Source organism: Mitsuaria sp. GD03876 (assembly GCF_029840635.1).
Classification (GTDB): Bacteria; Pseudomonadota; Gammaproteobacteria; order Burkholderiales; family Burkholderiaceae_C; genus Roseateles.
This window is the reverse complement of record NZ_JAOCCU010000052.1, coordinates 15,677-42,260: the sequence shown is the minus strand read 5'-3', so window position 1 is coordinate 42,260 and position 26,584 is coordinate 15,677. Positions and strand designations below refer to the sequence as shown.

Sequence of the window (26,584 nt, the reverse complement as noted above, 5' to 3'; positions counted from 1 at the left end):
CGGCAACAGGCGTCGTCGCGGGAGCCGGCACCGGCTGCGGAACGGGGGGCAGGACTTGCGCCGGGGCCGGGGCAAGCGGCGGCTCGAGGGCGGGGGCCGGAGCCGGCGCGATGGGCGCGGGGGCGGGCGTGGGAGCGGCCGGAGCCGGCGGGGCTTCGGGAGCCGGCGCGGGCGCGGGATCGGCGCTGCCGAAGCCGAGTTTTTTCTTGAGGAAGCTGAACATGGAGGGGGTCGAGTGGGACTCGCGCGCCGAACTTTTTGATGCCGTGATCGGCGGGGCTTGCATTGTCTTCGAAAACTTTGCTATAGTCGCTGTCTTCGCAAGGCGCTTTAGCTCAGCCGGTTAGAGCGACGGAATCATAATCCGCAGGTCCGGGGTTCGAATCCCTGAAGCGCCACCAGATACGAAACCCCGCAGCATGCAAATGCTGCGGGGTTTTCCATTTGGGCGCTCGATTTCGCCAGGGCCCTGCGAGCGGACCGACCGACCATGGCGGCCTCCCTGCCCTATCCGCGCGACGCGAGATAACGCCCCGGCGGCTCGCCCAGCGCCTTGCGGAACATCACGACGAAGTTGCTGGCGTTCTCGTAGCCCAACCCATCCGCGACGTCCTGCACCGTCGCCCCTTTCGCCAGCCATTGCAGCGCCAGCAGCAGATGCAATTGCCGCCGCCAGCGGCCGAAGCTCATCCCGGTCTCGCGCACGATCAACCGCGACAGCGTGCGGGCGCTCAGGTCCATCCGGGCGGCGCAAGCGTCGATGCTCCCGCGCTCGGCGGGATTGGCCATCATCCAGTCGACCAGCGGTCGCAGCCGCCCTTGCGCGGGCATCGGCAAATGGAGCGTTCCCGCTGGCGCCAGCGCCAGCTCGTCCAGCAGCAGCGCCACCAGCCGCGGCGCCATGCCGTCCTCCGGATAGCGCATCGGCAAGGCCGCCGACCGGATGACCAGCTCGCGCAGCAGCGGTGTCGCCGCGAGCGTGCAGCACTGCGCCGGCAATGCGTCGGCGGCCGCGGGATCGACGTAGACGATGTAGCACTCCACCCGGCCCGCCGTCTCCATCCGGTGCGACACGCCCGCCGGCACCCAGAGGCCCTGCCCCGGCGGCACCAGCCAGAAGCCGCCCTCGACCTCGCAGGTGAGCACGCCGCGCATCCACAGCAGGAACTGCCCCTTGCGATGCGCATGGAAGACGGTCCCCTGGCCATGCGCCTTGCCCGGGCCAACCCGGCCTCCGCCGCCATCGCCATCACCATCGCCATCGCTGTCCTCGACCTCCCAGTCCGCCGCCTCCAGCCCCACGACCCCCAGCGTCACCACGGGACGCGGCACGAGATCGGGCTCCTCCCAATCGATGGGCGAATCGTTCGAGTAGATCGGCATGAGGGCGGGTGCGGGCGAAGGACGCTGGACGGACGCGGCGATGGCAGGAATTCAACAGATCTTGGCATGACCGCTCCTTGTTGCCTGGCCGCCCCCTTCCTATCGTCCTGCCCGTACCAGCAAGGAAGGTGTACGGGAACCATGAACAGCAGCAAGAAGATCCTGATCTGCGGCGCCGGCATTGCCGGACCGGCGTGCGCGCATTGGCTGCATCGCCAGGGCCACCAGGTCGTCGTCGTCGAGAAGGCCAGGTCGTTCCGCGACGGCGGGCAGAACATCGACATCAAGGGCGCCGGACAACGCGTGCTCCAGCGCATGGGGCTCGAGGACGCGGTCCTCGCGCGCAACACGCGCGAATGCGGCCAGCGGTGGCTGGACGAGCGCGGCCGCCTCTTCGCCGAGTTCCCCCGGGGCAGCGTCGGCGGCCTGACCAGCGACTTCGAGATCCTGCGCGGCGACTTCGCGCGACTGCTCTTCGACAGCACGCGCGCGCACTGCGAGTACCGCTTCGGCCGGTCCGTCCTCGCGCTCGAGGACCTGGACGACGGCGTGCGCGTCACCTTCGACGACGGCGGCACCGAGACCTTCGAGCTCGTGATCTGCGCCGACGGCATGCACTCGTCGACGCGCGCGCTGCGTCTGGCCGGGCAGACGCGGATGCGCGACCTCGGCGCGCACATGGCGTTCTTCAACATCCCCCGGCGCGCGCAGGACGACCTCTGGGCCCGGTCGGTCAACGGCATCGGCGGCACGATGATCTTCCTGCGCCCGGGCGGCGAGGCCGTGACCACGGTGCTGATCACCTTCCCCAACCCGCCGTCCGATCCGAAAGAGACGGGAGGCGCGACGGGGCGATCCCCCAAGACGCTATTGCGCGCGGCGCTGGTCGGGCGTGGCAGCATCGCGGACCGGTTGCTCGAGGAACTGGACGCCGTGGAGGACCTTTACTTCGGCCCGATGAGCCAGGTGCAGGCCTCGACCTGGTCCCAAGGCCGGATGGTGCTGCTGGGCGACGCCGCCCATTGCCCCACGCCGTTCACCGGCAAGGGCACGGCACTGGCGCTGGTCGGCGCCTACGTGCTGGCGGGCGAACTCCATCGATGCGCGACGCATGAGGAGGCGTTCCGTTCCTACGAGGCGATGCTGCGGCCCTACGCCGAGCGCACGCAGCAGGAACTGAGCCCGCGCTTCATCCGCCTGATGCACCTGAAGTCGAGCTGGGGCATCGCGATGGCCCGTGGCGCGCTGCGCCTGCTCGCCAGCGCGCCGGTGCAACGCCTGCTCCAGCGAGGCGCCGACCGGCGCGCGCGCGACGTCGAAGAAGACTTCGCGCTGCCGCCCGGCTAGCCCGGCGGCAGCGCGTCCGGCTGGCTCAGCGCCAGCGCGCTCCGCTCACTCGCAACTCAAGGTCGCGTAGTTCTTCCCCGCCCCGGCCACGCCGGGCAGCTTCTGCTTCACGCAGGCCGGCGCGTGCACCGTGTAGGCATACGGGATCCCGACGGGGAAGTTGGCCGTCGTCGTCCAGTCGCTGGCGTCGCGCGACGGGCTCGAGCCGCTGGCCACCCAGGTGATGCCGTAGGTCGCGAAGTCGGCCGGGCCGCGCACGTTGTTGTTGCGCAGCTCCCAGTAGCCGATCGACGGGCTGTCGCGCGACGTGACCGGGTTCTGCGCGTTTTCGAAGTAGTTGCCTTCGATCAGCGCGTACCCGCCCATCCGGATGTTGGCGCCCGAGGTCAGCACCTTCGAATAGAGGTTGTTGTACAGGTGCGTGTAGCCGCCGCGCTGCAGCGGCAGGCGCGAGCCGACGTTGCTGTACACGTTGTGGTGGAAGGTGATGTAGCGGTCGCTGGCGTCGCTGTCGCTGGAGCCGATCAGCCCGACCTTGTGGTGGTCGTGCAGGTGGTTGTAGGAGTAGGTGATGTGATGCGCGCCGGCCTTGCTGTCGATGAGGCCGTCGAACTCCAGGTCGCCGGCGCCGGAGCACTCGGCGGTCGAGCTGAACAGCGTGTTGTGGTCGATCCAGACGTAGCCCGGGAACTTGCCGCTCTGCCCTTCGATGCCGATGGCGTCGATGGAGCCGGGCAGCAGGCCGATCGTCATGTTGCGGATGATGATGTTGGTCGCCGCGGCCTTGATCGCGAGACCGAAGTTCGCCGCCGAGCCGTTGACGCCCTCGATCGTGACGTTGCTCTTGTTCTTGATCTCGACGACGGCGCCGGCCGGTTTCTTCCACTGCGCGCAGGGATCGGGGATGGTGCCGAAGTCGAAGGTCCCCGCGTAGCGGATCACCAGGCCGCCGGTGCCGCTGTAGGCGTCGATCGCCGCCTGCATCTGCGCCGCGGTGGTGACGGTGACCGGCGTCGCGGCGCCGCCGCCGCTGACCTGGCCGGCATAACCGCCGCTGTGGCCGGCGGGCGCTGGCGACGGCGCGGGAGCGGGCGATGGGGCGGGGGAAGGGGACGGCGCCGGGGAAGGCGCGGGGGCTGGCGAGCCCGTCGGGCCGACCGCGCATTTCTCCTTCACGCCGGGGTTCGGATCGGCGCCGCCGAAGGTCGCGGCGGTGCAGGCGACGTTGCCGCTCAGGGTCTTGAGGACCCACTTGTCCTTGACGCCGAAGGACACCTGGCGGGCGGTGTCGCCGACCTTGCAGGTGCCGCCTTCGTCGGCGCACTTGGAGAAGCCGGACGGCCAGTCGACCGCGTGCGCCACGCCCAGCGGCGCGACGGCGCCGACGACGACGGCCATCGCCGCCAGGGCGGGACGCGGCGCGCGCAAGGCGCCGGACTGCGGCGGCCGCGGCGCGACCAATTCAGCGGATGCGTCGAAACGGGTGCTCTTCATCGAAAGTCTCCCAATGTCGTTGGCGCGATCCGGCGCGGGCATGGCTGCGCCCTCACCCGGTCGCGGTGAATCGAAAAATGCGGGAACCCAACTGCCGATCCCTCCGTCGCGCGCGACCCGGATCGCAGGATCCGCGTCGGGGACGGTGGCCGTGGGCAGCGGCCAGTGCCGACACGCCAGCGCGCAGGCGCGGCCATGTCGACAACGGGCGCAGACTAACGACTGGCTCTGTTTTCGGAAAGGCGTTTTACATTTAACGGTCTGGCGTTACGACCTGCGGGAGCGACCGGAATCCGTCGCCGGGGCCCGACGCCGCGCGTTCAGCGCGCGGCGTCCGCCTTCATCTCCGCCGTCTCGCGCCACCCGCCGCCGAGCGCCCGGACCAGCGCCACCGTCGCGCGGCGCTGGCGCGTGGCCAGGTCCACCGCGCTGCGCCGCGCCTGCAGGCCCGCCGTCTGCGAGGTCACGACCTCCAGATAGGCCGCCGCGCCCGCGCGGTACCGGTTCGTCGCCAGCGCCAGCGAGCGCTCCGCCGCGTCGACCGACTTCTTCTCCGCCTCCAGCGCCTCGCCATACCGGTCGAGCAGCACCAGTTGGTCCTCGACCTGCTGGAACGCCGCCAGCACCGTGCCGCGGTAGCGCTGTGCGGACTCGTCGAGCGCCGCCGTCGCGCGCGCTTCCTCCGCCTTGCGGCGGCCGCCGTCCAGCAGGTTCAGCGCCAGCGTCGGGCCGATCGCCCAGAACAGATTGGGCGCCTCGATGAAGCGGCCGAAATCGCTGCTCTGGAATCCGCCCTGCGCGCTCAGCACCACCGAGGGGAAGAACGCCGTCTTCGCCGCGCCCAGCGTCGCCGTCGCGGCCACCACGCGCTGGCGCGCCGCCGCGATGTCGGGACGCCGCTCCAGCAACGTCGACGGCAGGCCCGGCGGCACCACGGGCATCGCCAGGTCCCGCGCCGTCGACGGCTCGATCCGGAACGTCGATGCGTTCGCGCCGACCAGCGCGGCGATCGCGTGCTCCAGCACCGCGCGCTGCGCCTGCGACTGGCGCCGCTGGGAGCGCGCCGATTCCAGCTGGCCCTCGGCCCGCGCCTGGTCCAGGCCCGAGGCGATGCCCGCGTCGTGCCGCCGCGAGATCAGGTCGAACGCTCGCGCATAGGCCTCCTCGGCATCGGCGAGCAACGCGTTGTCGCGGTCCAGGCCGCGCAGTTGCAGCATCGAATCGGCCAGCTGCGCCTGCAGCGCCAGCCGCGCCGCGGCCAGGTCCGCCGCGGCCGCGCGTTCGGACGCCACGCCCGCGCGCACCTGCTGCGAGACGCGGCCCCACAGGTCGACCTCGTAGCTCAGGTCCAGGCCCAGCGTCGCGCTGTTGTACCAATCGGGCGACGTCGGCCCGAGCACCCGCAGCGGACGCTTCTCCGACTGCCGGTCCCGCTGCCCGTTGAGCGAGGTGTTCAGCGTCGGCGACTGCGCGGCGCGCAGCGTGTCGGTCGCCGCCCTCGCCTGCTGGTAGCGCGCGAGCGCCGAGGCGAGATCGGGACTGTTCTCGACCAGCCGCTGCTGCAGCGCGTCGAGTTCGGCATCGCCGTAGACCTGCCACCAGCCGTCGAGCGCGATCGGCGCCGCCGTCGAGGCGCCCGCCTCGACCCAGGGACCGCGCGCTTCCTTGAAAGCCGACGCCATCGGCACCTCGGGCAGTTGCTCCTTCGGGGCCTGCGCGCAACCGGCGACCAGCGCGGCCAACGCGAGCGCGACCAGGCCAGCCCGCCGCACTGCGCCAGGCACGGCGTTGGGCGCAGCGCCGGACACGGCATTCGGCATGGCGTCGGGTGCGAAAACGGGCACGGCGACGACCCCACCGGTCGCCGACACGCGGCGGCGCGGGATCACGGGCGCCCCTTCGCGGACGCGGCCGGGGCGTTCGGCGTCGCGGACGCCTGCGCGATGCGCACCACGTCGCCCTCGGCGATGCCGTCCGGCGGATTCGCGATGACGCGGTCCGCCGCGGTCAGGCCCGCGCCCAGCTCGATGCGCGTGCCCATGTCGCGCGCGATCGTGACCTTGCGCAGCCGCACCCGGTTGCCGGCGTCGACGGTGGCGACCTGCACCCCGTCCTTGTTGATGATCACCGCGCCTGGCGGCAGCGACACGCCGCCCGCCCCATTCGTGCCCGCCTGCGCGCCGCCCGAGGCGCCGTTGCCGTCGAAGCGCACCGTCGCGAAGCCGCCCGGCAGCAGCTCGTCCTTGTCGTTGTCGACGGCCAGCTGCACCAGCATCGCGCCGCTGGCCGTGTTGATCGACTGCGCCAGCGACTGCACCGTCGCCGCGAAACGCCGGCCCGGCCGCTCCGGCACCGTCAGCACCGCCTTGTCGCCCACGCGCACCTGCGCGACCTGGCGCTGCGGCACGTTGACGTAGACCCGCAGCCGCCGCATGTCGGAGACGACGAACAGCTCGCTGCCCGGCGCGCCGCCGATGTTGATCAGCGCGCCCACGTCGGTGTTGCGCGCGGTCACGACGCCGTCGAATGGCGCGGTCAGCCGTGTGAAGCGCTTGAGCGCCTCGATGCGGTCGACATTGGCCTGCAGCGCCGCGACCTGCGACTGCTTGGCGGTCATGTCGCCGGTGCGCTCGTCGACTTCCTGCTTCGACACCGAGTCCGACGCCAGCAGTCCCTGCCAGCGCTTGGCGGTGCTCGCCGCCAGCGCCGCGTTGCTGCGCGCGGTCGCGAGCTCCGCCTTGGCCTGCATCAGCTGCTGGTCGAGGTCGGGCGTCTCGAGCTCCGCCAGCAGCTGCCCGGCCTGGACCTTGCCGCCGATGTCGACGTTCCAGCGCTTCAGGTAGCCGCTGACGCGCGCGTAGATCGGCGCGCGCGACCAGGCCTCGATGCGCGCGGGCAGTTCCAGGCCGCCTTCGGCCAGCGGCTGCGGCGCGACCAGCGCGACGCTGGGCTGGCCGCGCTCGGCGGCCGTGGTCTGCAGTTGCTCGGCGTTGGACTTGCGGGCCCACAGGCCCGCCGCCACCACGGCGATCGCGAGCACCGCCGCGACGGTCGCGGCCAGCTTGAAGCGCGGCGGACGGGACGCCGGGACGGCGGAAGGGGCATCAGTTCGCATGGGAAGGATCTCCGGCCCCGGGCAGCGCGGTCGCGGCGCCGGCGGTCAAGTCGTTCGATTCAGGGGAAGCCGCGTCCGCGGCCTCGCGGTGGTGACGGTGGTGGCGATGCACGAGGCTGAAGACCACCGGCACGAAGACCAGCGTCGCGAAGGTCGCGAACACCAGGCCGCCGATCACCGCGCGTCCGAGCGGCGCGTTCTGCTCGCCGCCCTCGCCCAGGCCCAGCGCCATCGGCAGCATGCCGATGACCATCGCCAGCGCCGTCATCAGCACCGGGCGGAAGCGCACGAAGCCGGCCTCCAGCGCCGCGGTGGTGGCGTCGCCCAGGACCTCCAGCCGTTCCCGCGCGAAGCTGATCACCAGCACGCTGTTGGCCGTGGCCACGCCCATGCACATGATCGCCCCGGTCAGCGCGGGCACCGACAGCGTGGTCCCGGTCGCGAAGAGCATCCACACGATGCCCGCCAGCGCCGCCGGCAGCGCCGACACGATCACCGCCGGGTCCAGCCAGGACTGGAAGTTCACGACGATCAGCAGGTAGATCAGCACCACCGCGCCCAGCAGCCCGAACAGCAGGCCCGAGAACGCGCGGTCCATCGTCCGCACCTGGCCCAGCAGCTGCACGTTGGACCCCTTGGGCACCTCGCCCTTGAGCTCGGCCAGCACGCGGCGGATGTCGCCGGCCACCGCGCCGAGGTCGCGGTCCTGCGTCGTCGCATGGATCTGCACCATCGTCTGCACGTCGTACTGGCTGATCAGCGCCGGACCGGTCGCGCGCTGGAAGCTGGCCAGCCCGCCCAGCGTCGCGCCGCCCGCGGCCGCGCCGTTGCCGATCGGCAGGTTGCCCAGCGCGGCCAGCGAATCGAGCTGGTGCTGCGGCGTCTGCATCACGATCGAGTAGCTGACGCCGTTCTGCGGATTCAGCCAGAAGGTCGGCGCGACCTGGCTGCTGCCGGCCAGGTTCACCACCAGGCTGTTGGCCACGTCGCGCGTGGTCAGGCCCAGCAGCTGCGCCTGCGTGCGGTCGACGTCGACGTTGAACACCGGCGCCTGGTTGGACTGCTGGATGCGCGCGTCCGCCACGCCCGGGATCGCCTTGATCCGCTTGAGCAGCCGCTGCGCGTAGGCGAAGTTGGCGTCGACGTCGCGGCCCCGCACCTGCACGTCGATCGGCGCGGGCGCGCCGAAGTTCAGGATCTGGCTGACGATGTCGGCCGGCGGGAACGAGAAGGTCGTGTCCGGGAACTCGCGCGGCAGCACCTCGCGCAGCTGGCGCACGTAGTCGGCCGTCGGCGCGTGGCCTTCCTTCAGCGCGATCTGGAAGTCGCCGTCGGAGGTGCCCAGCACGCCGGTGTTGTTGTAGGTCAGGTTGATCGACGACGGCGGCAGGCCGATGTTGTCGACCATCGTCTCGATCCGGTCCGACGGGATCACGCGGCGGATCGCCTGCTCGATCCGCGCGAAGCGCGCGGCGGTCTCCTCGACCCGCGTGCCCACCGGCACCCGCGCGTGCATCAGGATCTGGCCGGAATCGACCTGCGGGAAGAAGTTGCTGCCGATGAAGGGCACCAGCGCGAAGGACACCAGCACCACCGCCGCGAAGCCGATCAGGAAGGGCTTGCGGCTGCCCAGCGCCGTCTCGAGCAGCTGGCGGTAGCTCTCGCGCACGCGCTCGAAGCGGGCCTCGAAGTTGCGCTGGAAACGCACCAGCGGATTGCGCGACGGCGGCTGCGCCAGGTGGCCATGGCCGTCGGTCAGCGGCGCGTGCGGCCGCAGCAGGTATTTCGCCATCGTCGGCACCAGCGTGCGCGACAGGATGAAGGAGCACACCATCGCGAAGATCACCGCCTCGGCCATCGGCACGAACAGGAAACGCGACACGCCTTCCAGGAAGAACATCGGGATGAACACGATGCAGATGCACAGCAGCGAGACGAAGGCCGGCGTCACGATCTGGCGCGCGCCGTCCATGATCGCGTCCTCGACGCCCTTGCCGTGCTCCAGGTGCCAGTTGATGTTCTCGATCGTCACCGTCGCGTCGTCGACCAGGATGCCCACCGCCAGCGCCAGGCCACCGAGCGTCATCAGGTTCAGCGTCTCGCCGATCGCCGCCAGGCCCAGGATCGAGCCCAGGATCGACAGCGGGATCGACACCGCGATGATCACCGTCGAGCGCCAGCTGCCCAGGAACAGCAGGATCATCGCGCTGGTCAGCGCGGCGGCGATGGCCCCTTCGATCGCCACGCCCTTGATGGCGGCGCGCACGAACACCGACTGGTCGTTGATCGGCTTGACCTCGAGCTCGTCGGGCAGCGAGGGCCGCAGCTCGGCCAGCCGGGCGCGCACGCCGTCGACGATCGCCAGCGTCGACGCGGCGCCGTTCTTCAGCACCGACATCAGCACCGAGCGCCCGCCGTCCACGTGGACGATGTTGGTCTGCGGCGCGTTGCCGTCGTGCACGTCGGCGACGTCGCGCAGGTAGATCGTCGAGCCGCCCGCCACCTTCACCGGCAGCCGGCCCAGGTCCTCGATCGCGGACGGGGCGCTGTTGAGCTGCAGCGTGTACTCCAGCTCGCCGATCTTCTGCGTGCCGATCGGGGTGAGCACGTTCTGCGTGGCCAGCGCGCTGGCGACGTCCTGCGCGGACAGCCCGCGCGCCTGCAGCGCCGCCGGGTTGACGTCGATCTGCACCTGGCGCTGCTTGCCGCCGTACGGCAGCGGGATCGCGGCGCCGGGCACCGTCACCAGCGGCGTGCGGATCGTGTTGAAGCCCAGGTCGAACAGCTGCTGCTCCGACAGGCCCTTGCCCGACAGCGCCAGCTGCAGGATCGGCACCGTCGCGGCGTTGTAGTTCAGGATCAGCGGCGGCGTCGTGCCAGCCGGCATCTGCCGCACCGCCACCTGCGCGATCGCGGTGACCTGCGCGTTCGCCACCGAGATGTTCACCCCCGGCTGGAAGAAGATCTTCACCACCGAGACGCCGGGATAGGTGTTGGCCTCGATGTGCTCGATGTCGTTGACGGTGGTCGTCAGCGAGCGCTGGAACAGCGTCGAGATCCGCCCCGCCATCTGGTCCGGCGGCAGCCCGGTGTACTGCCAGGCCACCGCGATCACCGGCACCCGGATCTCCGGGAAGATGTCGGTCGGCGTGCGCATCGCCGCCAGCGGTCCCAGGATCAGCAGCAACAGCGCCAGCACGAAGAAGGTGTATGGGCGTCGTAGCGCGATGCGCACCGCTTCCATCAGCATGGCCGGCTCCCCACGATCGTCGTCATCGTCGTTCTCTAGGTTCTGGAAATCGGTGAATCCGGACGCGGATTTTCTGTGTCGCCCGAGTCACCCATGTTGCTGCACGGTAATGACCGTACGCGTACGGGCGAACCATGGGGAACCATGGGGAAGTTCCCTTGGCGCACCTGCCGACCGTCGATTCCTGCCGCTCTTCGCCCGGTTTACAAATTCGCGGGAAAGTCCCGGCCTTTGCGCGCATTCATCGACAGTTGAAACCGTCTGTCGCTCCTTAATATGCGGCCCCAGCGGACAGCCCGGCTTCCTTGCCGGAGCAGACAAATCCGGTCCGCCAGAAAGACATCGGGCAGTTCATGAAGTCGATCGGGTCGTTGGGATCCGCGCCGCGGCGCGGGCTTGTCTGGGTGATGCAGGCGGCGATGCCGCTGATGGCGGCGGCCGCGGCGATCGCGCTGTCGCTGGGCGCGTCGCACGCGTACGCCGAGCCGGCGATCGGCCCGGCCGCCGTGCCTGCCCGGCCGGCCGTGGCGCCCGCGCTCGTGGAGACGACCCGCTCGCCGTCCCCTTCGCCTTCTCCGTCCCCGTTCGCCGTCGACTTCCGCGGCGAGCCCGCCTCGCCCGAGGCCCGCGCGATGGCGGTGTCCGCCTTCGACCACGCCGACGCCCAGGGCCGGCCGTTCGCCGTCGTCGACAAGAAGGAAGCCAAGCTCTTCGTCTTCTTCGCCGACGGCCGGCTGGCCGGCGCCGCCCCGGCGCTGCTGGGCCTGGCGCGCGGCGACAGCGTCGCGCCGGGTGTCGGCGCGATGGTGACCAGCGGCATTCCGCCGGCGCTGCGCACCACGCCCGCCGGCCGCTACGACAGCCAGCCCGGTCCCAACCTGAAGGGCGAGACCGTCATCTGGGTCGACTACGACGCCGCGTTCGCGATCCATCGCCTGCGGCCCAGCCCCGCCCGCGAGCGCCGCGCCGAGCGCCTGGCCTCGGCGTCGCCGGACGACAACCGGATCTCGCTGGGCTGCGTGGTCGTCGCCGGCGAGTTCTTCGACCGCGTCGTCACGCCGGTGCTGGGCCACGGGGCCGGCGTCGTGTACGTGCTGCCGGAGCCGGCGCCCGCCGCCGTCGCCCAGGCCGCCGCGGCCGGCCGGCTCTGAGCCGCCTTCAAGGCGCCCCCAGGCCTCCCAGGCGCATCCGGCCCTCGCGGCCACCGCCCGGCCGGTCCAACCCCGGGCCCGGGCGCCGGAGCGCTCGCCGCTACACTTGCGCCCTTGCGCATTTCCGCAGCCACTGGATCTACACCATGTACCGCTGTGCACCGCCCGCTTCGCCCCGCCGTCGTTCGCTGACGGCGATGGCCGCCAGCACCGCCCTGCTCTCCGTCGCCGCCGTCCTGGCCGGTGTCGCGTCGATCGCGACGCCCACCGCCGCGCAGGCGCAGATCGTTCCCGGCCACCGCTACTTCCCGCAGCGCGCGCTGCGCGGCGAGCTCGTCATCGGCGTCATGCCGGACGCCAAGCTCAACGGCAAGCCGGTGCGCCTCGCCCCCGGCGCGCGGATCCGCAACGCGGTCGACCTGGTCGCCACCCCGGGCTCGCTCTACGACCAGAAGCTCACCGTCCTGTACACGACGGACATCAGCGGCCTGCTGCTGGACATCTGGGTCCTCAACGAGGTCGAGCTGGCCAACAAGTCCTGGCCGAGCACGCCCGAGCAGGCCTCCAAGCTGGTCTTCGACCAGGCCAGCCAGGTCTGGCGCAAGCCCTGATCCCTTGATGTCCGGCCCGCGCGCCCCGGGAGGGCGGCCGCGGGCCTTCGCGCCATTGCCGCGACCGTTTTCCCGGAGTTCCCCATGAGCAAGAAAGTCTTCATCAAGACCTTCGGCTGCCAGATGAACGAGTACGACTCGGACAAGATGGCCGACGTGCTGCGCGCCGCCGAGGGCTACGAGCCCACCACCGACGTCGAGCAGGCCGACCTGGTGCTGTTCAACACCTGCTCGGTGCGCGAGAAGGCCCAGGAGAAGGTGTTCTCCGACCTCGGCCGCATCAAGCACCTCAAGGCCAAGGGCGTGATGATCGGCGTCGGCGGCTGCGTCGCCAGCCAGGAAGGCGCCGCGATCATCGAGCGCGCGCCCTACGTCGACGTCGTCTTCGGCCCGCAGACGCTGCACCGGCTGCCCCAGATGCTGGCCCAGCGCCAGCAGCTCCTGAAGCCGCAGGTCGACATCTCCTTCCCCGAGATCGAGAAGTTCGACAACCTGCCGCCGGCCAAGGTCGAGGGCGCCTCGGCCTTCGTCTCGATCATGGAGGGCTGCTCCAAGTACTGCTCCTATTGCGTGGTGCCCTACACCCGCGGCGAGGAGGTCAGCCGGCCGTTCGAGGACGTGCTCGAGGAAGTCGCCGGCCTGGCCGACCAGGGCGTCAAGGAAGTGACGCTGCTGGGCCAGAACGTCAATGCCTATCGGGGCGCGATGGGCGACTCGGACGAGATCGCCGACTTCGCGCTGCTGCTCGAGTACGTGGCCGAGATCCCCGGCATCGAGCGCATCCGCTACACGACCAGCCATCCCAACGAGTTCAGCCAGCGCCTGATCGACGCCTACGGCAAGATCCCGCAGCTGGTGAACCATGTGCACCTGCCGGTGCAGCACGGCTCGGACCGCATCCTGATGGCGATGAAGCGCGGCTACACCGCGCTGCAGTTCAAGAGCATCGTGCGCAAGCTGCGCGCGGTGCGCCCGGACATCCGCGTCGCCTCGGACTTCATCGTCGGGTTCCCCGGCGAGACCGACGAGGACCACGAGAAGACGATGCAGCTGGTGCGCGACGTCGCCTTCGACGCCTCGTTCAGCTTCATCTTCAGCCCGCGTCCCGGCACGCCGGCGGCCAACCTGGCCGACGCCACGCCCCACGAGGTCAAGGTGCGCCGGCTGCAGGAGCTGCAGGCCGAGATCGAGGCCACCGCCGTCCGCTACAACGAGAGCATGGTCGGCAAGACGGTGCCGGTGCTGGTGTCGGGCCACGCCCGCAAGGACGCCACCGAGCTGATGGGCCGCACCGAGTGCAACCGCATCGTCAACTTCAAGGGCCACGAGCGGCTGATGCACCAGATCATCCCGCTGCGCATCACCGAGGCCTTCGCGCATTCGCTGCGCGGCGAGGTGCCGGTCGCCGAGGCCTGAGCGCCGGGGGCCGGGGCCCGCGGTCGGGCCGGCGTGTGGGCCGGCGTATGGGCGTCGGGCCCTATCGCTTGTAGCTCACGCCCCACTGGGCGACGGTGACGCCGACCAGCATCAGGCCGTAGCCGGCCATGGTGCCGTCGCGGCCGGTCAGCATCAGCGCCGCGGCGATGCCCAGCGTCCCGCCCAGGCCGCCCCAGGCGGCCAGCGTCCGCCACGACAGGCCGGCGACGGTCTTGCGCCAGATCATCTTGAGCGCCAGCGCCATCAGCGCGGCCACGCCCCAGGCGGGCAGGAACAGGTTGCCGAGGTGCCAGACGGCGTCGAGTGGATCCACGAGTCGGTTCGCTCCGGGCGAGAGGAAAAATGGACGGAAATCGCGGTGAAAGCGCCGTTCTTGACGTTTCCCCGGGCGATGAGCGCGCCGCCAAGACCCGTGCGGCGCACGGACCGGGGCGGAATTTTATAATCGCGCCATGTCCGTCTTCGCCCTCGGTCTGAACCACACGTCCGCGCCGCTCGACCTGCGCGGACGTTTCGCGTTCACGCTCGAGCAACTGGCGCCGACGCTGCTGCGTTTCCAGGACCAGATGGACGCCGGGCGCCGCCGCGCCAGCGCCGTCGCGGCCGAGGCCGCCATCCTCTCCACCTGCAACCGCACCGAGCTCTACGTCGCCGGGGACGCCGACATGATCCGCCCCGCCGTCGACTGGCTGGCCCAGACGGGCGGCGTCGGCAGCGCGACGCTGATGGACCATTCCTATGTCGTCGAGGGCGGCGGCGCCGCGGCGCGGCACGCGTTCCGCGTCGCCAGCGGGCTGGACTCGATGGTGCTGGGCGAACCGCAGATCCTGGGCCAGCTCAAGCAGGCGGTGCGCGAGGCCGACTCCGCCGGCACCCTCGGCACGACGCTGCACCAGCTGTTCCAGCGCAGCTTCTCGGTGGCCAAGGAGGTGCGCAGTTCCACCGAGATCGGCAGCCACTCGATCAGCATGGCCGCCGCGTCGGTCCGGCTGGCCGCGCAGCTGTTCGAGAACCTGGCCGACCTGCGGGTGCTGCTCGTGGGCGCGGGCGAGATGATCGAGCTGGTCGGCACGCATTTCGCGGCCAAGGGCCCGAAGTCGATCGCCGTGGCCAACCGGACGCTGGAGCGCGGCGAGAAGCTCGCCACCCACCTCGGCGCCGAGGCCTTCCGCCTGGCGGACCTGCCGGGCCGCTTGCATGAATTCGACGCGGTGATCTCCTGCACCGCGTCCAGCCTGCCGCTGATCGGCCTGGGCGCCGTCGAGCGCGCGCTGAAGAAGCGCCGCCACAAGCCGATGTTCATGGTCGACCTGGCCGTCCCGCGCGACATCGAGCAGGAGGTCGCCCAGCTCGACGACGTCTATCTCTACACCGTCGACGACCTGTCGCAACTGGTGCAGACCGCCGGCGAGAAGCGCCAGGCCGCCGTCCAGCAGGCCGAGGCCATCATCGAGACCGGCGTCCAGAGCTTCGTGCACTGGCTGGACCAGCGCCACACGGTGCCGCTGATCCAGGCCCTGCACCAGCAGGCCGACAGCTGGCGCCAGGCCGAGATCCAGCGCGCCCGCAAGCTGCTCGCCAAGGGCGAGGACATCGACGGCGTGCTGGACGCGCTGGCGCGCGGGCTGACGCAGAAGATGCTGCACGGCGCGATGGCCGAGCTCAACGGCAGCGACGGCGAACAGCGCCTGCGCATGGCGCAGACGGTCTCGCGGCTGTTCCTGCGCGGCAGCGCGAAGATGCCGGGCCTGCGCGCCGGCACGCTCGGCGACGAGGCGGACTCCTAGCGACGGTGGTCGCCTCCTGGCGCCGCCCTTGCCGGGCCCCGCGCCGCTGCTCCCGCGACCGCCCGGGTCGCCCCGGTCGTCCCGATCGCCCGCCCTTCCGCCGCCTGTCCGATTCCCCATGAAAGACGCCCTGCGCCACCAGTTCGACCGCCTCGGCTTCCGCCTGGCCGAACTCGACACCACGCTCGCCGACGGCAGCATCGCCGCCGACATGAAGCGCTACCGCGCGCTGACCCGCGAGCAGGCGGAAGTCGCCTCGCTGGTCGAGCGCTACCGCCGCTACCTCCAGCGCGAGCAGGACCTGGCCGCGGGGCGCGAGCTGCTCGACAGCGGCGACGCCGAGATGGCGGAGATGGCGCGCGAGGAGATCGCGTCGGCCCAGGCCGACCTGGCGCGGCTCGACCAGGAACTGCAGCTCGCGCTGATCCCCAAGGATCCGGACGACGTTCGGCCGGCCTTCCTCGAGATCCGCGCCGGCACCGGCGGCGACGAGTCGGCGCTGTTCGCCGGCGACCTGACCCGCATGTACACCCGCTTCGCGGAAGCCCAGGGCTGGCGCTGCGAGATCCTGTCGGCCAATGAATCGGACCTCGGCGGCTACAAGGAAATCGTGCTGCGCCTGGAGGGCGACGGCGTGTACGGGCAGCTGAAGTTCGAATCGGGCGGCCACCGCGTGCAGCGCGTGCCGGCGACCGAGTCGCAGGGCCGCATCCACACCAGCGCCTGCACCGTCGCGGTGATGGCGGAGCCGGACGAGGCCGAGGAGATCCAGCTCAATCCGGCCGACCTGCGCATCGACACCTTCCGCGCCAGCGGCGCGGGCGGGCAGCACGTCAACAAGACCGACAGCGCGATCCGCATCACCCATTTGCCGACCGGCCTGGTCGCCGAGTGCCAGGACGACCGCAGCCAGCATCGCAACAAGGCCAAGGCGATGGCGGTGCTGGCGGCCCGGCTGCGGGACAAGGACCGCAACGAGCGCGCCGCCAAGGAGGCCGCGCAGCGCAAGAGCCTGATCGGCAGCGGCGACCGCAGCGACCGCATCCGCACCTACAACTTCCCGCAGGGCCGGCTGACCGACCACCGCATCAACCTGACGCTGTACAAGCTCGGCGCGATCATGGACGGCGACCTCGAGGACGTGCTCCAGGGCCTGCAGCAGGCGCAGGCGGCGGAGCAGCTCGCGGCGCTGGAAGGCGGCGCGGCATGAGCGCGGCCGATGCCGCCGCCGGCGTTCCCCTGACCGTCGCCGGCGCCGAGCGCGCCGCGGTCGCCGCCGGCCTGCCGCGCGCCGAGGCCCGTTACCTGCTGCAGGCGCTGCTGGGGGTCTCGCGCGCCTGGCTGATCGGGCACGATGCCGACGTCCTGGACGCCACGGCGGTCGAGCGCTTCCATCACTGGCTGGCGCGGCGCCTGGACGGCGTGCCGCTGGCCTACCTGAGCGGCGACAAGGCGTTCTTCGGCCTGACCTTGCGCGTCACGCCCGACACGCTCGTCCCCCGTCCCGACACCGAGGTGCTGGTCGAGTGGGCGCTGGAACGGCTGGAGCGGCGCGAGGCCCAGCGGGTGGCGCGGGTGGTCGACCTGGGCACCGGCACCGGCGCGATCGCGCTGGCGATCAAGTCCCGGCGGCCGGACGCGGAGGTCCGGATGGTGGACGCCAGCCCGGGCGCGCTGGCGGTCGCCCTGGACAACGCCGGCCGGCTGGGTTTGGCGGTCGAGGGCCACCTGGGCAGTTGGTTCGAGCCGCTGGCCGGTCAAGTGGCGTTTGACCTGATCGTCAGCAACCCGCCTTACGTTTCCGGCGACGACCACCACCTGGAAGCGCTCCGGCACGAACCCCGGATGGCGCTGACGCCGGAAGGCGACGGCCTGGCCGACCTGCGTCACCTCGTCGCCGAGGCGCCGGCATGGCTGCGCCCCGATGGCTGGCTGCTGCTGGAGCATGGCTGGGACCAGGCGGAGACGGTGACCGCCCTGCTGCGCGAACGCGGTTTCGCGGACGTGGAGAACCGCCGCGACCTCGGCGGCCAACCTCGGGTGAGCGGCGGCCGCTGGCCCGCCTGACCGCCCCCCGCGATCGACTGTGTCCTCCCTCACACACTGTTTCCACACTGCGAGAACCAGCGCCGGGATTCCACAACAGTGCCGGTTTCCCCCCGCAACTCGATCTGGCGCCGTAACCGGCTCGGGCGTAGCATGGTTCGACCTGGTGCCGGTTTCAGGACAGTGTCCGAAGCCGGTGTTGTCGTCAGTCTGGGAGACCTGTCATGCGCGCCGCCCCCTTGATCCTGCGCCTTGCCGTGGTCCTGGCCGGCAGTGTCTGCATGGCCGGTGCCGCGTGGGCTCAGCAGGGCCTGCAACTGAAGAAGCCTGATCCGCACGCCTTCACCAGCTGGCAGGCCCGGCTGCAGGTGAGCCAGAGCCAGGACGACGAGGGTTTGTCCTTCGACGCCCGCCGAGGCAGCCGGCTGCTGGGGGCCAACCTGCTGGCGGACTATTACCTGACGGGATCCGGCCTGGGCGCCGGCACGCGCGGCGGCCTGCGGGCCACCGGCGGGCTGATGCTGGGCCCGATGTCGCTGCTGCAGAGCAGCGGCGGCCTGGCGCTGGGGCGTGCCGCGACGATCACGCCATCGCTGTCGGCGGGCCAGCGCAGCCTGAGCCTGCTGACCGGTCCGGAGCGCGAGCCCAACCTGTCGCTGTCCTACATCGGCCTGGGCTACACCAGCTACTCGCTGCGTGGCGGCTGGGGTTTCAGCGCCGATGTCGGCGTGATCGGCGGCGGCGCCCCGGGCCTGCGCCTGGGCAACAGCGCCCCGCAGGCGGACCTCGCGCCGGAGCTGCGCTACAAGCCGATCGTGCAGGTCGGCGTCAGCTACAGCTTCTGAGCCTCCGGCGCCCGGGCGCCTCCCGCCAATCCCTGAGGGCCCGCGCCAGCGCGGGCTTGCCCGCTGGCCGATAATCGCGGGATCGCGCGGACCCTGGGCACGACGCCTGCCGCGCTTTCCGCACACGCCTTCCCCCAGCTTTCAGAGGATTCCGCCATGAGCGACGTTCAGCAACGCATCGACGACCTGGTCAAGGGCCATCGCGTCATGCTCTTCATGAAGGGCACGGCCCAGTTCCCGATGTGCGGCTTCTCCGGCCGCGCGATCCAGATCCTGAAGGCCAGCGGCGCCGCCGAGCTGAAGACCTTCAACGTGCTCGAGGACGAGGGCGTCCGCCAGGGCATCAAGGAATACGCCAACTGGCCCACGATCCCGCAGCTCTACATCGACGGCGAGTTCGTCGGCGGCTCGGACATCATGATGGAGATGTACGAGAGCGGCGAACTGCAGCAGCTGCTGGCCAAGGCCTGATGACCGCCCCCGCGGCGCAGCGTCCGCGCCTGATCGTCGGCATCACCGGCGCGACCGGCGCCGCCTACGGGCTCCAGCTGCTGCGCCGCGCCCGCGCGCTGGGCGCGGAAACCCACCTGGTGCTGAGCCCGGCGGGCGTCCTGAACGCCCACCATGAACTGGGCCTGACCCGGGACGCGCTCGAGCGCGAGGCCGACTTCGCCTATGCGCCCGGCGACATCGGCGCCTGCGTGGCCAGCGGCAGCTTCCCGACCGCCGCGATGGTGGTCGCGCCCTGCTCGATGCGCACGCTGGCCGCGGTCGCCCATGGCCTGTCGGACAACCTGATGACCCGCGCCGCCGACGTCACGCTCAAGGAGCGCCGCCGGCTGATCCTGATGGTCCGCGAGACGCCCTTCAACCTCGCCCATCTGCGCAACATGACCGCCGTCACCGAGATGGGCGGGATCATTTTCCCGCCGCTGCCCGCGCTGTACCTGCATCCGACCTCGATCGAGGCGATGGTCGCCGAGACCGTCGAGCGGGTGCTGGAGCTGGCGCAGTTGCCGGGCGCCGCGCCGCAGGCGTGGCAGGGACTGCGTCCGAACGCCTGATCGCGCCGGGGCGCGAGGGGCTCGCGCCTTCGATGGCCGCTCCGGGCTGACCCGGCGCCGCCTCAGGCCTGGCCGGGCATCAGCCAGCTCTTGCGGGCGCCCATGACCATGTTCGGATACTCCGGCCGCCCGCGGCTGCCGTTGTAGCGGCCCAGCGCCAGGAACAGGTTGCCCTTCTCGATGTCGAGGTAGTGCCGCAGGATTACGCAGCCGAAGCGCAGGTTGGTCTGCATGTGGAACAGGCGCGAGACCTGCCCGTCGCCGATCGACCGCGTCCAGAACGGCATCACCTGCATGTAGCCGCGCGCGCCGGCCACGCTGATGGCGTACTTGCGGAAGCCGCTTTCCACCTGCACCAGCCCGAGCACCAGCGCCGGCTCCAGGCCCGCCCGCGCGCTCTCGTACCAGAGCGTCTCCAGAAACTCGATCCGCGTCTGCGCCTCGCTCTTCTTGCGCTTCATGCGCTCGCTCATCTCGCCGAGCCAGCGCAGGTAGGTCAGCCGCGGCTCGATCGTGTCGAAGCGCGGCTTGGGCGGTGCGTCCGAGGCGATCGCGGCGGACAGCGCCGAACGCACGGCGTCGGCCAGCGGTTCCTCGACTTGCGCGCCGGCCAGGGCCGGGCGCGGCAGGCAGGCCGCGGCGCCGGCCAGCAGCAACGCGCGGCGCGTGGTCGGGGAGATCGTCTTGGGGCCAGGAACGGTCACGGGAACAGCGGGATCGGGATCGATCGACATGAAATGGCGAGGCGCGGCAGCATAACGGCGCCGCGCCCCGTCGTCAGCGGGACAGCCAGCGCTCCAGCGGCAAACGTCGCGGTCCGAGCGCCTGCGCGACCAGCAAGCCGCCGATCCAGTAGGCCAGCGCCAGCCCGGCGGCGACCGCCGTGCCCGGCTGCCAAGCCAGTCCGACGCCGCCGAACAGCACGAAGCTCAGCACCGAGCTGAACAGGTAGAGCGTCAGCGTGTGCCGGCCCAGCGGCGCGAGCAGGCCAAGCCAGCGGGGATCGCGCCGCAGCCACAGCACCAGCGCGGGCACGGCTGCGCTCAGCAGCAGCATCGTCGGGTAGAGGTAGAAGATCGCGAAACGGCTCGTCAACGCGGCGTCGCCGTCGCGCAGCCCCGGCCAGAGCAGCGAGCCGAAGGCGACGTTCACCGCCACCGCCGGCCACAGCCAGCGGCGCGACCAGCGCCGCAAGGCCGGCTCCCAGCGCGGATGCGAGAACAGCCGCAGCCGCGCGGCCATCAGCCCCGCGGTCATCAGGAACAGCGGCACCGGCAGGCCCAGCAGCACGAAGGTGATCGTGGTGGCGAGGAAATGACTGGCGTTGCGCAGCGTCCAGAGTCCCCAGGACGCCGGCGTCGACAGCGGCACCGAGGCCTCGTTGGACAACGGCATCGTCGACAGGACCACCGTCAGCGCGATCACCGCCAGTTCCAGCCCCACCAGCACGCGCAGCCGCAGCTTGAGTCGGGTCATCGAATAACCGGCCCACATCGCCAGCACCGAGCCCGCGACCGCGTAGAGCGTCAGGATGTCGCCCATGTAGAGCAACGTGCCGTGCAGCAGGCCCAGCACCAGCAGCTTGCCGAGCCGGCGACGCCGCTTGGCCAGCGCCTCGACGCCGCGCGACTGGGACAGCCCCTGGCTGTAGCCGAACAGGAAGGCCAGCATCGCGATGCCCTTGCCCGCCACCAGCGCATGCAGGCACCACGACAGGACCAGCGCGACCGCGCTATCGGCCGGCGCGGGCGGGCTGAGCGGTCCGCCGTCCGGCAAGGCCGGATAACCGACCCAGTTGATCGCGACGACCGGCAGCAACGCCAGCGCGCGAAGCGCGTCCACCGCCGCGACGCGCTGCGGCGGACGAGCCGGGCTCACGCCAGGCGTTGCTTCAGGTGGGCGACGACGTCGGCCGGTGCCAGCTTGGTCGCGGCCGCGTCGCGGCGGCCCTGGTACTCGACCTGGCCTTCCTTCAGGCCGCGGTCGGAGATCACCACGCGGTGCGGCACGCCGACCAGCTCCCAGTCCGCGAACATCGCGCCGGGGCGCTCGCCGCGGTCGTCCAGCAGCACGTCGATGCCCAGGTCGAGCAGCTCGTCGTACAGCGACGTCGCGGCCGCCTTCACGTCCTCGTTGCGATCCATGCCGATCGGGCAGATCACGACGGTGAACGGCGCGATCGCGTCCGGCCAGACGATGCCGCGCTCGTCATGGTTCTGCTCGATCGCCGCGCCCAGGATCCGGGTCACGCCGATGCCGTAGCAGCCCATCTCCATCAGCTGGGGCTTGCCGTTCTCGTCCAGGTAGGTCGCCTCCATCGCGGCCGAGTACTTCGTGCCGAGATAGAAGACATGGCCCACCTCGATGCCGCGCTGGATCGCGAGCACGCCCTTGCCGTCGGGCGACGGATCGCCCTCGACGACATTGCGGATGTCGGCGACCAGGTCGGGCTCGGGCAGGTCGCGGCCCCAGTTCGCGCCGGTGAAGTGGAAGTCCGCCTCGTTGGCGCCGCAGACGAAGTCGGCCATGTTCGCGACGGTGCGGTCGGCGATGACCTTGAGCGGCTGCTTCAGCCCGATCGGGCCCAGGTAGCCGGGCTTGCAGCCGAAGTGGGCGTCGATCTCGGCGGCGGTCGCGAAGCGGAAGCCGCCCTTCAGGCCCTCGATCTTGCCGACCTTCACCTCGTTGAGGTCGTGGTCGCCGCGCACCAGCAGCAGCCAGACCTGCGACTTGACGATGGTGCCGTGCTCGTCGACCTCGTCGGTGGCCAGCACCAGCGACTTCACCGTCTGCGACAGCGGCAGCTTCAGCAGCTCGGCCACGTCGGCGCAGGTTGCCTTGCCAGGCGTCGGCGTCTTCGCCAGCGCCTGCGTCGCCGCGCCGCGCGTGGCGATCAGCGACAGCGCCTCGGCCAGCTCGATGTTGGCGGCGTAGTCGCTGGTGGGGCAGTAGATGATCGCGTCCTCGCCGGTCTCGGCGATGACCTGGAACTCATGCGAGCGGTCGCCGCCGATCGCGCCGGTGTCGGCCGCGACGGCGCGGTACTGCAGGCCCAGGCGATCGAAGATCCTGCCGTAGGCGGCGTACATGTTGTCGTAGCTGCGGCCGGCCGCGTCCTTGTCGCGGTCGAACGAGTACGCGTCCTTCATCGTGAACTCGCGCCCGCGCATGATGCCGAAGCGGGGCCGGCGCTCGTCGCGGAACTTCGTCTGGATGTGATAGAAGTTTTTCGGCAGCTGCTTGTAGCTGCGCAGTTCCTGGCGCGCGATGTCGGTGATGACCTCCTCGGAGGTCGGCTGGATGATGAAGTCGCGGCCATGCCGATCCTTCACCCGCAGCAGCTCGGGGCCCATCTTGTCGAAGCGGCCGGTCTCCTGCCACAGCTCGGCCGGCTGCACGACCGGCATCAGCAGCTCGACCGCGCCGGCGCGGTTCATCTCGCCGCGGATGATGTTCTCCACCTTGCGGATCACGCGCAGGCCCATCGGCATGTAGTTGTAGATGCCGGCGCCCAGGCGCTTGATCATGCCGGCCCGCATCATCAGCTTGTGACTGACGATTTCCGCGTCGGCGGGGGCTTCCTTGAGCGTGGAGATGAAGAACTGGGAGGCTTTCATGGGCGCAGAAAATAAAAGTCCGCGGCCAGCCGATGCCGCCGCGGAAAAACCGTTCACCACCGAGGGTTAGCGATGATCGCGCCGGGCTGTAGCCCCGGTGCAATAATCAATCCAACGAATGATTTGAGGTTGATTATGCTCGACCGTGAAGGCTTCCGGCCCAACGTCGGCATCATCCTGCTCAACCACAAGAACGAGGTGTTCTGGGGCAAGCGCATACGCACCCATTCTTGGCAGTTCCCCCAAGGGGGCATCAAGCATGGAGAAACGCCCGAGCAGGCGATGTTTCGAGAGCTGCATGAGGAAGTGGGCCTCACTGCAGACCACGTGCGCATCATCGCGCGCACGCGCGACTGGTTGCGCTACGAAGTGCCGGACCATTTCATCCGGCGCGACGCACGCGGACATTACCGTGGACAAAAGCAGATCTGGTTCCTGCTGCAGATGATGGGTCGCGACAGCGACATGAACCTGCGCGCCACCGATCATCCCGAGTTCGACGCCTGGCGCTGGAATGAATACTGGGTTCCGCTGGAGGCGGTGATCGAGTTCAAGCGCGGCGTCTACCAGATGGCGCTGACGGAACTGGCGCGTTTCCTGCCGCGGCTCAACCACCACAACCGCTACCTGCGTGCGGGGATGCGTCCGCCGCCACGCGGCGATCGGCACGGCGGGCATGGCGACCCGGACGGCTTCCGCCATGAACGCGGCGACCACCGGCCGCATCCCGAAGGCCATGGCGCGCACGAGGCCCCGGCCCCGGACGTCGTCCACGACGGCCCGCCGGACCCGGCGAAGGACTGATCGTCCGCTGAAACGACAAGGGCACCCGCGGGTGCCCTTGTTCATGCGCCGCGCCGCTCAGCGCAGCACGAGGTTGTCGCGGTGGATCAGTTCCGGCTCGGCCGCGTAGCCGAGCACGCGCTCGATGTCGAACGACGGCTTGCGCGCGATGAGCCGCGCTTCCGCGCTGCCGTAGTTGGTCAGGCCGCGCGCGAGCTCCTTGCCGCCCAGGTCGACGACGGCGATCACGTCGCCGCGATGGAATTCGCCGGAGACCTCCTGCACGCCGATCGGCAGCAGGCTCTTGCCCTCCTCGCGCAACTTGATCGCCGCGCCCGCGTCGACGATGACCTTCCCGCGCAGCTGCAGGTGATCGACCATCCACTGCTTGCGCGCCGCGAGCTTGGCGGTCGACGCCAGCAGCGCGGTGCCGATCGATTCGCCGGCGGCCAGGCGCAGCAGCACGTCGGGCTCGCGGCCCCAGGCGATGACGGTGTTGGCGCCGCTGCTGGCCGCGCGCTTGGCGGCCAGGATCTTGGTGATCATCCCGCCGCGCCCGATGCTGGATCCGGCGCCACCGGCCATTTCCTCGAGCTCCGGCTTGCCCGCCGTCGCGCGGTCGATGAAGCGGGCGTTCGGGTCCCTGCGCGGATCGGCCGAGTACAGGCCCTTCTGGTCGGTCAGGATCACCAGCGCGTCGGCCTCGACCAGGTTGGCGACCAGCGCGCCCAGCGTGTCGTTGTCGCCGAACTTGATCTCGTCGTTGACGACGGTGTCGTTCTCGTTGATCACCGGCAGCACGCGATGCTGCAGCAGCGCCAGCAAGGTCGAGCGCGCGTTCAGGTAGCGCTCGCGATCGGCCAGGTCGGCATGGGTCAGCAGCACCTGCGCGCTGGTGAGGCCCTGCTCGCGCAGCTTGGTCTCGTACATCTGGGCCAGGCCCATCTGGCCGACGGCCGCCGCCGCCTGCAGTTCATGCAGTTCCTTCGGGCGGCTGGCCCAGCCCAGCCGCTTCATGCCCTCGGCGATCGCGCCGCTGGACACCATCACCAGCTCGCGCCCCTCGCGCGCCAGCTCGGCCAGTTGGCGGCACCAGTTGCCGATGGCTTCGGCGTCGACGCCGCGGCCCTCGTTGGTCACCAGGCTCGATCCGACCTTCACGACGATGCGTCGCGCGTCCTTCAGGACACCGGGGAGTTCGTCGTTCAGCTGGGCGTTGCTCATGCGCGAAGGATCGGGGAGTCGAGGGATTCAGCCGGAAGTCAGGGCAGCGGATCGAAGCGCGGGTCGCGCTCGGGCGGCTTCTCGGCCTTGTCCGCCTTGTCGGCCTTCGCCGCCTTGACGGCCTTGGCCTTCGAGGCGCGCGTCTTGCGCGTCTCCTGGAACGCCTTGGGCGGGTCGATGGTCGGCTCGTCGAAGCGGGCGTCGGGATCCTCGACCGGCGGCGCCTGGATCGCGGCGACGTGGTCGTAGATGGCGCGGATCAGCGGCTCGCAGCCCTCACGGGTCAGCGCGGAGATCTCGAACACCGGGCCCTTCCACTTGTAGCGCTTCACGAAGTCCTTGACGCGGGTGGCGCGCTCCTCGACGGGGACCATGTCGAGCTTGTTCAGCACCAGCCAGCGCGGCTTCTCGTACAGCGCCTCGTCGTACTTCTTCAGCTCCTTGACGATGGCCTTGGCCTCGGCGACCGGGTCGACGTCCGGATTGAACGGCGCGAGGTCGACCACGTGCAGCAGCACGCGGGTGCGCTGCAGGTGGCGCAGGAACTGGTGGCCAAGGCCGGCGCCTTCCGCGGCGCCTTCGATCAGCCCGGGAATGTCGGCGATGACGAAGCTCTTCTCCGGCGCGACGCGCACGACACCCAGGTTCGGGTACAGCGTGGTGAACGGATAGTCGGCGATCTTCGGCCGGGCGTTGGAGACCGCCGCGATCAGCGTGGACTTGCCGGCATTGGGCTGGCCCAGCAGGCCGACGTCGGCCAGCACGCGCAGCTCCATCTTGACCTTCTTGACCTCGCCGGGCCAACCGGGCGTCTTCTGGCGCGGCGCGCGGTTCGTGCTCGTCTTGAAGTGCAGGTTGCCGAAGCCGCCGTCGCCGCCCTTGGCCAGCAGCACCGGCACGTCCGGCTCCAGCAGCTCGGCGATGACCTCGTCGGTCTCGAGGTCACGAACGATCGTGCCCACCGGCACCTTCAGCAGGATGTCCTCGGCGGCGGCGCCGAACTGGTCCGAGCCGCGGCCGGCTTCGCCGTTGCGGGCCTCGTGGCGGCGCGCGTAGCGGTAGTCGATCAGCGTGTTCAGGTTGCGGTCGGCCACCGCGAAGACGCTGCCGCCGCGGCCGCCGTCGCCGCCGTCCGGGCCGCCGAAGGGAATGAACTTCTCGCGGCGGAAGCTGGCGCAACCCGCGCCGCCGTTGCCGGCGGCGATATCAATGGTGGCTTCGTCAACGAACTTCATGGATGGCCTTCAGTCCCGGAGCGGGGCTATCGTAATTCACGCCCCCGCGCTCCCGCGCGGGGTCATGCTTTGAATCGGAGCGAGTCAGGTTTCGCCGGGACTCGCGGTCGGCGCGGATGCGCGGGAGATCGGCATCCGGAAAAAGCAAAGCCCCGGGCGAAGCCGGGGCTCTGGGTCCGCCGGACGCGGAGACCG

General features: G+C 70.6%; 23 protein-coding genes and 1 tRNA gene. 12 read left to right on the top strand and 12 right to left on the bottom strand.

Annotated elements, in window-relative coordinates; translation table 11 throughout:
* The coding region (locus N5D62_RS24260) for a hypothetical protein (protein WP_279760525.1) at positions 1–223 on the bottom strand (223 nt) is incomplete at its 3' end.
* Positions 224–324: 101 nt separating this feature from the next.
* Here N5D62_RS24260 and N5D62_RS24255 point away from each other — a divergent pair.
* Positions 325–401, top strand: a tRNA-Met gene (locus N5D62_RS24255).
* A 106-nt stretch (positions 402–507) separates the two neighbouring features.
* Here N5D62_RS24255 and N5D62_RS24250 read toward each other — a convergent pair.
* On the bottom strand, positions 508–1,383 hold the full coding sequence (locus tag N5D62_RS24250) for a helix-turn-helix transcriptional regulator (RefSeq protein ID WP_279760524.1): 876 nt from the start codon (positions 1,381–1,383) through the stop codon (positions 508–510).
* A 141-nt stretch (positions 1,384–1,524) separates the two neighbouring features.
* Between N5D62_RS24250 and N5D62_RS24245 the strand changes: the two genes are divergently transcribed.
* Positions 1,525–2,730, top strand: a complete 1,206-nt coding sequence (locus N5D62_RS24245; RefSeq protein WP_279760522.1) for an FAD-dependent monooxygenase — start codon at positions 1,525–1,527, stop codon at positions 2,728–2,730.
* Positions 2,731–2,775: 45 nt separating this feature from the next.
* Here the strand turns inward: N5D62_RS24245 and N5D62_RS24240 are convergent, their stop codons facing one another.
* The 4 genes from N5D62_RS24240 to N5D62_RS24225 all read right to left on the bottom strand — a co-directional run bounded on the left by N5D62_RS24240 (position 2,776) and on the right by N5D62_RS24225 (position 10,586).
* The gene (locus tag N5D62_RS24240) at positions 2,776–4,224 is read right to left on the bottom strand and encodes a polysaccharide lyase family 1 protein (RefSeq protein WP_279760521.1); all 1,449 of its coding nucleotides are present in this window, start codon (positions 4,222–4,224) and stop codon (positions 2,776–2,778) included.
* A gap of 320 nt (positions 4,225–4,544) precedes the next feature.
* Positions 4,545–6,044, bottom strand: a complete 1,500-nt coding sequence (locus N5D62_RS24235) for an efflux transporter outer membrane subunit (RefSeq protein ID WP_279760519.1) — start codon at positions 6,042–6,044, stop codon at positions 4,545–4,547.
* 65 nt (positions 6,045–6,109) lie between these two features.
* Complete coding sequence (locus N5D62_RS24230) at positions 6,110–7,339, bottom strand: efflux RND transporter periplasmic adaptor subunit (RefSeq protein WP_279760517.1); 1,230 nt, start codon at positions 7,337–7,339, stop codon at positions 6,110–6,112.
* A complete protein-coding gene (locus N5D62_RS24225; RefSeq protein ID WP_279760530.1) occupies positions 7,329–10,586 on the bottom strand; it encodes an efflux RND transporter permease subunit in 3,258 nt (1,085 codons plus the stop codon). Before N5D62_RS24225 ends, N5D62_RS24230 begins: the two co-directional genes overlap by 11 nt.
* A gap of 356 nt (positions 10,587–10,942) precedes the next feature.
* Between N5D62_RS24225 and N5D62_RS24220 the strand changes: the two genes are divergently transcribed.
* From N5D62_RS24220 to miaB, 3 genes are all read left to right on the top strand, one after another.
* Positions 10,943–11,740, top strand: a complete 798-nt coding sequence (locus tag N5D62_RS24220) for a hypothetical protein (protein WP_279760516.1) — start codon at positions 10,943–10,945, stop codon at positions 11,738–11,740.
* Positions 11,741–11,886: 146 nt separating this feature from the next.
* On the top strand, positions 11,887–12,351 hold the full coding sequence (locus tag N5D62_RS24215) for a hypothetical protein (RefSeq protein ID WP_279760515.1): 465 nt from the start codon (positions 11,887–11,889) through the stop codon (positions 12,349–12,351).
* An 84-nt stretch (positions 12,352–12,435) separates the two neighbouring features.
* Positions 12,436–13,767, top strand: a complete 1,332-nt coding sequence (miaB, locus tag N5D62_RS24210) for a tRNA (N6-isopentenyl adenosine(37)-C2)-methylthiotransferase MiaB (RefSeq protein WP_279760514.1) — start codon at positions 12,436–12,438, stop codon at positions 13,765–13,767.
* 61 nt (positions 13,768–13,828) lie between these two features.
* Here miaB and N5D62_RS24205 read toward each other — a convergent pair whose 3' ends face one another.
* Positions 13,829–14,101 (bottom strand): hypothetical protein, encoded by a 273-nt coding sequence (locus N5D62_RS24205; RefSeq protein ID WP_279760513.1) that lies wholly within the window; start codon positions 14,099–14,101, stop codon positions 13,829–13,831.
* Positions 14,102–14,240: 139 nt separating this feature from the next.
* On the opposite strand from N5D62_RS24205, the gene hemA reads away from it, so the two are divergent.
* From hemA to N5D62_RS24175, 6 genes are all read left to right on the top strand, one after another.
* A complete protein-coding gene (gene hemA / locus N5D62_RS24200) occupies positions 14,241–15,575 on the top strand; it encodes a glutamyl-tRNA reductase (protein WP_279760512.1) in 1,335 nt (444 codons plus the stop codon).
* 118 nt (positions 15,576–15,693) lie between these two features.
* Complete coding sequence (gene prfA, locus N5D62_RS24195) at positions 15,694–16,785, top strand: peptide chain release factor 1 (protein WP_279760511.1); 1,092 nt, start codon at positions 15,694–15,696, stop codon at positions 16,783–16,785.
* A complete protein-coding gene (gene prmC, locus N5D62_RS24190; protein ID WP_279760510.1) occupies positions 16,782–17,642 on the top strand; it encodes a peptide chain release factor N(5)-glutamine methyltransferase in 861 nt (286 codons plus the stop codon). Before prfA ends, prmC begins: the two co-directional genes overlap by 4 nt.
* Before the next feature lie 203 nt (positions 17,643–17,845).
* Complete coding sequence (locus N5D62_RS24185) at positions 17,846–18,466, top strand: hypothetical protein (protein ID WP_279760509.1); 621 nt, start codon at positions 17,846–17,848, stop codon at positions 18,464–18,466.
* Between the two features lie 156 nt (positions 18,467–18,622).
* The gene (grxD, locus tag N5D62_RS24180; RefSeq protein WP_279760508.1) at positions 18,623–18,937 is read left to right on the top strand and encodes a Grx4 family monothiol glutaredoxin; all 315 of its coding nucleotides are present in this window, start codon (positions 18,623–18,625) and stop codon (positions 18,935–18,937) included.
* Positions 18,937–19,530, top strand: coding sequence for a UbiX family flavin prenyltransferase (locus N5D62_RS24175; RefSeq protein WP_279760507.1), 594 nt, complete (start codon positions 18,937–18,939; stop codon positions 19,528–19,530). The genes grxD and N5D62_RS24175 overlap by 1 nt, the downstream gene beginning before the upstream one ends.
* Positions 19,531–19,592: 62 nt before the next feature.
* Here the strand turns inward: N5D62_RS24175 and N5D62_RS24170 are convergent, their stop codons facing one another.
* The 3 genes from N5D62_RS24170 to N5D62_RS24160 form a co-directional block, all read right to left on the bottom strand.
* Positions 19,593–20,234, bottom strand: coding sequence for a lytic transglycosylase domain-containing protein (locus N5D62_RS24170; RefSeq protein ID WP_279760506.1), 642 nt, complete (start codon positions 20,232–20,234; stop codon positions 19,593–19,595).
* 73 nt (positions 20,235–20,307) lie between these two features.
* Positions 20,308–21,408, bottom strand: coding sequence for a DUF418 domain-containing protein (locus N5D62_RS24165; RefSeq protein ID WP_279760505.1), 1,101 nt, complete (start codon positions 21,406–21,408; stop codon positions 20,308–20,310).
* The gene (locus tag N5D62_RS24160; RefSeq protein WP_279760504.1) at positions 21,405–23,147 is read right to left on the bottom strand and encodes a proline--tRNA ligase; all 1,743 of its coding nucleotides are present in this window, start codon (positions 23,145–23,147) and stop codon (positions 21,405–21,407) included. The genes N5D62_RS24165 and N5D62_RS24160 overlap by 4 nt, the downstream gene beginning before the upstream one ends.
* Before the next feature lie 135 nt (positions 23,148–23,282).
* Between N5D62_RS24160 and N5D62_RS24155 the strand changes: the two genes are divergently transcribed.
* Positions 23,283–23,951, top strand: coding sequence for an RNA pyrophosphohydrolase (locus tag N5D62_RS24155; RefSeq protein ID WP_279760529.1), 669 nt, complete (start codon positions 23,283–23,285; stop codon positions 23,949–23,951).
* Between the two features lie 57 nt (positions 23,952–24,008).
* Here N5D62_RS24155 and proB read toward each other — a convergent pair whose 3' ends face one another.
* A complete protein-coding gene (proB, locus tag N5D62_RS24150) occupies positions 24,009–25,154 on the bottom strand; it encodes a glutamate 5-kinase (protein ID WP_279760503.1) in 1,146 nt (381 codons plus the stop codon).
* Positions 25,155–25,192: 38 nt separating this feature from the next.
* Positions 25,193–26,389: an Obg family GTPase CgtA gene (gene cgtA / locus N5D62_RS24145; RefSeq protein ID WP_279760502.1), complete on the bottom strand. Its 1,197-nt coding sequence runs from the start codon at positions 26,387–26,389 to the stop codon at positions 25,193–25,195.
* Positions 26,390–26,584 lie beyond the last annotated feature (195 nt).